Source organism: Candidatus Poribacteria bacterium (assembly GCA_016866785.1).
Lineage (GTDB): Bacteria > Poribacteria > WGA-4E.
Genome location: VGLH01000156.1, coordinates 1 through 8,151 on the forward strand (window position 1 = coordinate 1; position 8,151 = coordinate 8,151).

At 66.9% G+C, this 8,151-nt stretch carries 9 protein-coding genes; 3 read left to right on the forward strand and 6 right to left on the reverse strand.

All coding sequences use genetic code 11. The annotated features are described in order from the left end of the window. Nucleotides 1-181: 181 nt before the first annotated feature. From FJZ36_16745 to FJZ36_16770, 6 genes are all read right to left on the reverse strand, one after another. Nucleotides 182-1,165, reverse strand: coding sequence for an aminoglycoside phosphotransferase family protein (locus tag FJZ36_16745; GenBank protein MBM3216547.1), 984 nt, complete (start codon nucleotides 1,163-1,165; stop codon nucleotides 182-184). After that, the gene (locus FJZ36_16750; GenBank protein ID MBM3216548.1) at nucleotides 1,086-1,844 is read right to left on the reverse strand and encodes an MBL fold metallo-hydrolase; all 759 of its coding nucleotides are present in this window, start codon (nucleotides 1,842-1,844) and stop codon (nucleotides 1,086-1,088) included. The genes FJZ36_16745 and FJZ36_16750 overlap by 80 nt, the downstream gene beginning before the upstream one ends. After that, nucleotides 1,841-3,019 (reverse strand): cysteine desulfurase, encoded by a 1,179-nt coding sequence (locus tag FJZ36_16755; protein MBM3216549.1) that lies wholly within the window; start codon nucleotides 3,017-3,019, stop codon nucleotides 1,841-1,843. The genes FJZ36_16750 and FJZ36_16755 overlap by 4 nt, the downstream gene beginning before the upstream one ends. A 2-nt stretch (nucleotides 3,020-3,021) precedes the next feature. Then, entirely contained in the window at nucleotides 3,022-3,708 is a 687-nt protein-coding gene (locus FJZ36_16760) for a hypothetical protein (GenBank protein MBM3216550.1), read from the reverse strand. 87 nt (nucleotides 3,709-3,795) lie between these two features. After that, nucleotides 3,796-4,113, reverse strand: a complete 318-nt coding sequence (locus FJZ36_16765; protein MBM3216551.1) for a nucleotidyltransferase — start codon at nucleotides 4,111-4,113, stop codon at nucleotides 3,796-3,798. Continuing rightward, nucleotides 4,110-5,321, reverse strand: coding sequence for an aminotransferase class V-fold PLP-dependent enzyme (locus tag FJZ36_16770; protein ID MBM3216552.1), 1,212 nt, complete (start codon nucleotides 5,319-5,321; stop codon nucleotides 4,110-4,112). Before FJZ36_16770 ends, FJZ36_16765 begins: the two co-directional genes overlap by 4 nt. Nucleotides 5,322-5,713: 392 nt before the next feature. Here FJZ36_16770 and FJZ36_16775 point away from each other — a divergent pair, with 392 nt between their 5' ends. From FJZ36_16775 to FJZ36_16785, 3 genes are all read left to right on the forward strand, one after another. Further along, nucleotides 5,714-6,712 carry a DUF362 domain-containing protein gene (locus FJZ36_16775; GenBank protein ID MBM3216553.1) on the forward strand — a complete coding sequence of 333 codons (999 nt, stop codon included), beginning with the start codon at nucleotides 5,714-5,716 and terminating at the stop codon, nucleotides 6,710-6,712. A 128-nt stretch (nucleotides 6,713-6,840) separates the two neighbouring features. Continuing rightward, the gene (locus tag FJZ36_16780) at nucleotides 6,841-7,941 is read left to right on the forward strand and encodes a hypothetical protein (protein MBM3216554.1); all 1,101 of its coding nucleotides are present in this window, start codon (nucleotides 6,841-6,843) and stop codon (nucleotides 7,939-7,941) included. Further along, nucleotides 7,932-8,151, forward strand: a 220-nt coding sequence (locus FJZ36_16785) for a hypothetical protein (GenBank protein MBM3216555.1), incomplete at its 3' end; no start/stop codon positions are given. The genes FJZ36_16780 and FJZ36_16785, both read left to right, overlap by 10 nt.

An 8,151-nucleotide genomic window follows, 5' to 3' on the forward strand; every position in this document is an offset into this window, starting at 1 on the left:
GGCTTCCGGACGGCGGGTTCTCGGCGGAGGCGCGGCACTACCGACCCAGCGATCCCCGCGACAACGGCGTGTCCATCGTGGACTGGGGCGGGTCGAGCCGCCGCAAGAGTAATCCCTTCGTCACAGCGGATGCGCTCGTTATCCTCAAGGCGGCGGGACGGGCGGTCTGACGTCCCATCCGTCAGTCCGAGACGACCTGCTCGACGGTGCGCTTCGCCAACGCCGCGAAGCCGGAGTTCGTCTCGACGTAGTACGGAATGGCGATCGCGGCTTGGTGTAGGGCGATCCCGCGCGCCCGGCTCCACGTGCCGTCGTCCACGTCGAGGGTCCGCCGGAACGCGTCCCGCCCAGCGCTCCCGAAGACGCTCCACGCGGGGATGACATCGTGCGCCGGATCGCCGATCCCCGCGCTGCCGAAGTCGATGACGGCAGCGAGCCGACCTGCGTTCACGAGCAGGTTCGGCATCAGCAGATCGGCGTGGATCCATACCGGTTCGCCGCTCCACGCCGGGGTTTCGAGCGCGCGATCCCAGGCAGTCAACGCAGCCGCGCAGTCGATGACATCCCGCGCGGATTCGAGGGCATCGCGTGTCATCGCGTCGAGCTCCCGCAGCGGGCGGCGACCTGCGCGCGGCGCGTCGGGCAGGGGCGGGACGGAGCGCAACTCGCGCACGAACTCCGACAGCGTCCTCGCGGCGTCGCGCTCGTCGGCGATGAGGCGGTCGTCATAGGGCGCGCCGTCGATCCACCGGTAGACCGCCCAGCGGAAGGCGTACCCATCCAAGGGCTCGCCCATCGCCAGCGGTTCGGGAATCCGCAGCGTCAGATGGGGCGCGAGATACGGCAGCCACTGGCATTCGCGCTCCAGGTCGGCCGCCCACCGAGGCGTTCGCGGAAGGCGCGCGTAGTGCTCGCCGCCGACGCGATAGATCGCGTTCACCGTCCCCATCGACGGAACCGGTCGGATGGACATGCCCGCGAGCCGTGGGAACTGCGACGCGATCAGCCGCTCGACAAGGTCGGCGTCGATATCGACCTCGTCGTCGTGTAGCTTGTGTCGGCGTGGCAAGTGGAGGACCTCGGCGTCAGACCTCGACGCGGAGCCCGTCGTAGGCGAGTTCGATACCCTTCGGGAGCTCGCGGTTGACCGTCTCGTGGTCGACATCGTGGGTCATGTGGACGAAGTACGTCCGGCGCGGCTTGAGCTTCTGCGCGACGGCGATCGCCTCGTCGATGGAGAAGTGCGTCGAATGCGGCTTGGGGCGCAGAGCGTCCAGAACGAGGACGTCGAGGTCTTCGAGCTCCTCCATCGTCTCCGGCGGCACGGCGCTGCAGTCGGTCGCGTAGGCGAATCCGCCAATCCGGTACGCGAGAACCGGCGTGCTCCCGTGCCACACGCGCAGCGGCACGATCTCCCGACCGAAGAGCTCGAAGGGCCCGTCGATCTCGCGCAGGTCCAACTGCGGCACGCCGCCGCCTTCTACCCGACCCACGAACGCGTAGTCGAACACGTGCAGGATGCGGTCGAGGGACGCTCGCTCTCCGAAGACCGGTATCCTACCTCCGGCGCGCATGCAGAAGATGCGGATGTCGTCGAGTCCGTAGAGATGGTCGGCGTGGGAGTGGGTGTAGAGAACCGCGTCGAGCGTCCGGACGCGCTCGCGGATCATCTGCTCGCGGAAATCGGGTCCCGTGTCGATGACGACGCGCTTGTCGTCCCATTCGAGCAGAACCGACACGCGCAGACGCCGGTTCTTCGGATCGTCCGACATGCAGACGGCGCATTCGCACCCGATGACCGGCAGCCCGCTCGACGTGCCGGTTCCCAGGAAGGTGACTTTCACCCGGCGGCTCCCTCGTTGACGGCTCGCGCCCTCGGCTTGCGTTGGCGCATCCGCTCCAGCAGACGCGCCAGGATGTCCACGGTTTCGGTCGCCTGCTCGGAGTCGTTCCCCGACCCGAACGAGAATCGGATCGTTCCCTGGGCGATCTCCGGCGGAAGCCCCATCGCTCTCAGGACGTGCGACGGCTCCATCGACCCCGACGTGCATGCGGAACCCGTCGAGACGCACACGCCCTCTAGGTCGAGCGCGAGGATCAGGTTCTCCCCGATCACGTCGTGGAACGACAGACTCACCGTGCCGGGCGTCCGGTCTGATGGTGAGTTGATCTCGTACCCCTCGATCCGCGCGGCGATCTGCGCCAGGAACTCGTCCGTCAGGTCGCGCAGCCGCGCCGATTCCGACGCGACGCCCTCCAGCGCGAGCTCTGCGGCTCTGCCCAGTCCGACGATGCCGGCGACGTTCTCGGTTCCGCCGCGCCGGTTCCGCTCGTGCGATCCGCCGTGGTGGAGCCGCTCGATCCGCGTCCCCTGCCGCACGTAGAGCGCGCCGACGCCCTTGGGCCCCCCGAACTTATGCGCCGACAGCGACAGCAGGTTTGCGCCGAGCTCCGCGACGGAGACGGGAATCCGACCGACCGTCTGGACCGCGTCCGTGTGCAGGGGAACGCTCCGTTCGCGCGCGATCTCCGCGATCTCGCCGATGGGCTGGAGCGTGCCGACCTCGTTGTTGGCGTGCATGACGGAGACGAGCGCGGTCCCGTCGTCCAGCGCGTCGCGGAGCGCGTCCAGGTCGACATGCCCGAACCGATCGACGCCGACGAACGTCACGGGAACCCCTCGCCGCTGATGCCATTTCGCCGTTTCGAGGACGGCGTGGTGCTCGATCGCCGTCGTGACGAGGCGATTCCTGTCTCTCGCGGCGTTCAGAATGCCGTGGATCGCCAGGTTGTCCGATTCCGTGCCGCCGCTGGTGAAGACGATCTCCGACGGCTCCGCCCCGATCAGCCGGGCGACGGCATCGCGCGCCGATTCGACGGCATTCCGCGCGGCGCGTCCGTAGGCGTGCAGGCTCGAGGCGTTCCCGTAGCGCTCGGTCAGGAACGGCATCATCGCGTCGAGCACTTCGGGCTTGAGCGGCGTCGTCGAGTTGTGGTCGAGGTAGATGGGTCGTGGCATCGTCAGATGAGCGCATGCTCGATGAGGAAGTCGCCGACGTGCGCTGCGTATTCCGCCTCGCCCTCGCGGCTGAGATGGATCGCGTCTTCGATGAGCAGCGCCCCGAGCGGCGTGCCCCGCCGACCGAATCGCGCGTGCAGGTCGAGCAGCGGAACGCCTTCGATGCGGGCGACATCGCGGGTGATCGCGTTGTAGACCCGGCTGTTCGCCTCGTAGGACCTGCCGTTCGTCTTGATGTCCATGATGAGCGTCGGATGGTTCGCGATGAAGACCATCTGCGCGCCTGTGCATTCGCGGATGATCCGAGCGATCCGGTGCTGATTCGTGCGGAAGTCGGCTTCGGAAGTCCGCGCCGCGGTTCCCTCGACGATGTGACAGTCGTTGTAGCCGAACTCGATGGTGACGAGGTCGGGCGCGTGGGCGATCACGGCGGATTCGATGCGTTCGAGTCCCTGTCCGGTCGTGTTGCCGCCCACGCCGGAGTTGACGACGTTCACGTCGCGTCCTTCGGCGCGGAGCCGGGCTTGGAGGAGCGTCGTCCAGCGCTCTTCGACCGGAAAACGGCTGCTCTGCGAGATGGAATCTCCGAACGCGACGATCGTGCGGGTCATCACAGTAGGTTCCTCTGGTGCGGGTCGATCGCGGCGCAAGCTGGGAGCCACATGTCCCCGGTGATGGGTGGCCTCCATGTCACGTTGGCGGCCACGCTCAAGGCTCGCGCGGAACCAGTGGATCGAGGCGAGCGGCGAGCTCCAGCGGTGTCGAGAAGCGTCGCGTCATCCACCGCGGTAGACCACTTGCGCACTGCCCAGCATCGCCTCGCGCCGAATCCAGTTCTCGCTCCGCTCGACGGCGCGGCGCGTCACGATGTCGACGGAACGTCCGACGACCTCGCTCAACTCCTCTTCCATCGCGACGTGATCGAGCAGGCTCCACTGGGCGTCCGGCGCGTAGGTCACCAGGACGTCGAGGTCGCTGTCCGGACCGAAGTCATCCCGCAGAGCGGACCCGAACACGGCGAACTCGCGGATCCGCCAGCGCTCGCAGAACGCGGCGATCTGTTCGCGCGTGAGCAGCGCGTCAATGGCGTTCACGACATCGGCTCCTCCGCCGCGCGGCGCAGGTTGGCGAGCTCCCGTCCCAGCAGCACCCGAAGCAGCCGCGTCGCGACGATCCGCTCCTCGCCCGGTCGCAGCGTCTGCGGGTTAATGTGGAACCCGTGCGGTCCGGCGGGAGAGACGACGACGGCGGGCGTGTCCGACAGCAGCGTGTCCATCAGTTCGTCACGCGACATCTCCAGCGCCTCTTCGTCGAGCGTCACTTTGACGCGCGGCATCGGTTGACCCGCCTCCGACGGGAAATCGCGCTCGGCGATGACGTGCTTGGCGCGCGAGAGCTCGTCGATGAAATACTGGACGGTCTCCTCGTACTGCCTCATCAAGCCTTCGTGGTCGAGGCTGAGGTACCACTTCACGGCGGCGTAGAGCCCCGCGAGCTCCTCCTTGCCCACCTTCGCGGGACGCCCGATGAACGGCTCCGGCGACGCATGGAACGCGGCGGCTTCGACGAGCGCCTTCTTGCCGACGATCAACCCCGTCGCCTGGGGTCCGCAGAGCCCCTTCCCGCCGCTGAAGATGGCGCAGTCGGCGTCCCACTTCGCCGTGAAGCGCCAGAGGTTCTCCGGCGGCGGAAGCTGCGCAGCGGCATCGACGATGACGGGAACCGCGTGGTCGTGGGCGATCTCGACGGCGCGCGGAACCGGGATGGAGCCGGAGGGCCCGTCGCCCTTGGGCGCGAGGAACACGGCGGCGGTCTTGCGCCCCAGCGCCCGACGGAGCTCGTCTTCGGTCGCCTGACGTTCGTCCCCGATGGCGACGATCTTGGCTCCTGTCTGGCGGATGGCGAACTCGAAGGGAACCGACGCGCAGCGCTGGACGATCACCTCGTCGCGCATGCCGCTCGCGTCGGGGAGCTGGGCGCGCTTGGCGGCATCGGTTCCCGTCATCGCGCCGGCGACGGAGAGCAGGATTCCGGCGGCGGCGCTCGCGCAGACGAACGCGGCTTCGTTGCCGGTCATCGCCGCGATCTCCTCGCCGACGCGCTCGGAGAGATACTCGATATCGACGTATGCGTTCGCCGCCTCCATCATCGCGCCGATGACTTCGCGCGGCATGATGGAGCCACCCAGACGGGTCAGGGTCGCCGCTCCGTTGATGATGCGCGTGATGCCGAGTTCTTCGTAGATCGCCATGGGCGCGCCACCTCCGGCAGAGAGTATACCAGCCGGCAACCCGAGCAACATCCGGGCACGCGCGTTCTCGTCCGACGTGCGAGCCCCTTGGGTTCGCGGGAGCGCACAGCGTGATCGATATCGACATAGGAGGTGTTCCCGCTCCTGCGCAGACGACGCATCGCATCTGACCTCATCCACAAAGTCGGGACATTCAGCAGGACGAACAGGCGAGATATGCTGACGCGCAGGCGATCAGCATCAGCGCGGCGATCCCCCAAGAGGTCTGCACGACCAGGCTCTGCCCTATCTCATGTGATGACATCAGCGGAGCCGACTTGCATCTCGCCGCGCCTTGCCGTACATCCAAGACCCGACCGCAACCGGTGAAAGGAGAGCCGATGTACACCCGCCGCGAATTCCTCGGACTGTCTGCCGCCGCTGGAGCCGGGCTCCTTCTGCCGATGCGCGGTTCGTCGGAGCCCCATGCCGGCGGCGCAATCGTCTCCCTCGTCAAAAGCGAGAGCCGGTCTGCCGCGATCCGCCGCGCCATCGACCTTCTGGGAACCAACCCAGTCCAGCGCAAAAAGGTCGTCCTCAAGCCCAACTTCAACAGCGCCCACGAGTTCCCGGGTTCCACCCACCCCGACACGCTCCGCACGCTGATCGGGAAGCTCAGCGAGATGGGCGCAACGGCGTTCACCGTCGCCGACCGCAGCGGCATGGGCGACACGGTGCGCGTCATGGAGGAGAAGGGCATTCCGGCGTTGGGGTCGGAGATGGACTTCGAATCCATCGCGCTCGACCGGCTAGCGGATGACGCGTGGAAGCCGTTCGAGATGAAGGACTCCCACTGGCAGAACGGGCTCTATTTCCCCAAGCTGTTCCTCGAAGCGGAGAGCCTCGTCCAGACCTGCTGCCTCAAGACCCATCGCTTCGGCGGGCACTTCACGCTGTCGCTCAAGAACAGCGTCGGGATGGTCGCCCGCGTGTCGCCGAAGGACGGCTACAACTTCATGGGCGAGCTCCACGGCTCCCGCGACCAACGGCGGATGATCGCCGAGATCAACCAGCTCTATCAGCCCGACCTGATCGTCCTCGACGCGATGGAAGGCTTCGTCGATGCGGGTCCCGAAGCGGGCAAGCGGGTCCAGCCGGGAGTCGTCATCGCCGGAACGGATCGGATCGCGGTCGATGCCGTCGGCGTGGCGATCTTGCGGCTCTACGGGACGACGCCCGTCGTCACCGAGGGAGCGATCTTCGAGCAGGAGCAGATCCGGAGAGCCGTCGAGGTCGGGGTCGGCGTCGATGCGCCGGAGAAGATCACGGTCGTCGTTCCGGACGAGGTCAGCGGCGCGTTCGCGGCGAAGCTGACGCCCATCCTGGGCATGAAGACCCGCACGGCGAGCGCCCAGCCGACCGGGAACCTACCGACGTCTTGGGGAGAAATGAAAAGGGCGTGAGCTCCGACGCAACGTCGACCCAGTCTCCGCCCGTATTGCCCCGCTAGTACAGTCTGGATCCGTGGTATTCTGTTGCGTCGGCTAGTACGCTTCGTACGCAGGCATTGCTGACCAGATGAGGTGATGTCATGCCGTCTTCGCCGCTCGATCGCATCGAGTGGAGCGAGCCGCTCGAGGCTCCACGGGTCCCGCCTTCCCCAGAACTCGTGCAGCGCGCCAAGCAGGTCATCGGGACCTGGCTGCCGCAGCACGATGTCTATTTGAGCTGCCCGTGGATCATCGAGTCGCATCTCGATGCCCTCGCGGCGCAGTACCCGCATCTGTCGCCCAAGCTCATGTCGCTGACGAACTTCGTCGTCGCGCAGGACAACTCCTGCCGCTTCTGCTACGGCTACGTGCGGACGCTCTTGCAGTTGAACGGGTTTGCGGAGGCGGAGATCCGCCGGCTCGAAACCGACCTGCACAGCGCCGAACTGACGGAACCGGAACGCCTCGCCCTCGACTTCGCCCAACGCCTCTCCCGCGCGAACCCGCGTCCGGGAGCCGCCGACGTCGAAGCCCTGAGAAGTGCTGGCTTCGATGACGCTACCATCGCCGAGATCGCCACGTGCGCCACTCTGGCGGTTCTGCAGAACCGGCTGGCGACCTTGGCGTCGTTCCGCCCGGCTGCCATCGAACGGACCGTGAACCCGTGGTACGGGTTCCTGGTGAAGCCGTTCCTGCTTCGCTCGCCCAAGCGGCGCGGACCGGCACAACCCGATGCCAAGCAGAATCTGCCGGACGACGGGCCCGCAGCCCAGGTCACCGAACAACTGCGAGCTCTGCCCTGCCACCCGAACGTCCGCCGCATCGTCAACCGGTGCTGGGAGACACACGGCCTCCAGCAGCGCACGAAGGGCATGATGACCGCGATCGTCGCCCAGGCGCTCTCCTGCTCTCTGGCGGTGAGCGAATGCCGCGAAGTCGTTGAGTCGGAAGGTCTCTCAACTGCCGACTTCGATCAGATCCTCTCCCACCTCACATCGGACAAGATGAGCGCTGCCGAAACCCGCCTGGTGCCCGTCGCGCGCGAGACGATCCGCTATCAGACGCGCACGATCCAGACGCGTATCCGCGAGCTCGCCAGCCAGCTTCAGCCGGAGGAAGTGCTCGAAGCCATCCAGGTCTACGCCGTCGCCAACGCGATGTGCCGCCTCAGCGTGCTCACCGAAGCCGGCGTATGCGCCTAGCGCTCCCGGTCGCTCTGGCGATCGTTACGCTCAGCCTGGCAGGGGTTGCCGTTCTTCTGCGGAACACGAGCGCTCGCGAGCGGCGTCTCCAGTCGGCGTTCGATCATACGCTGCTGGAGCTGGAAGGCTTACAGCAGGCGTTCCATCAGTTCGCGCCACAGGCGGTCGTCGAAGACATCATCCAGCGCGGCGTCTCTATCCACGGCGAAC

Coding starts and splice junctions, on each gene's coding strand:
- FJZ36_16780 (MBM3216554.1), top strand. CDS start 6,841: ATGCCGTCTTCGCCGCTCGATCGCATCGAGTGGAGCGAGCCGCTCGAG.
- FJZ36_16755 (MBM3216549.1), bottom strand. CDS start 3,019: ATGCCACGACCCATCTACCTCGACCACAACTCGACGACGCCGCTCAAG.
- FJZ36_16770 (MBM3216552.1), bottom strand. CDS start 5,321: ATGTTGCTCGGGTTGCCGGCTGGTATACTCTCTGCCGGAGGTGGCGCG.
- FJZ36_16745 (MBM3216547.1), bottom strand. CDS start 1,165: ATGTCGACCACGAGACGGTCAACCGCGAGCTCCCGAAGGGTATCGAAC.
- FJZ36_16775 (MBM3216553.1), top strand. CDS start 5,714: ATGCGCGGTTCGTCGGAGCCCCATGCCGGCGGCGCAATCGTCTCCCTC.
- FJZ36_16760 (MBM3216550.1), bottom strand. CDS start 3,708: ATGGAGGCCACCCATCACCGGGGACATGTGGCTCCCAGCTTGCGCCGC.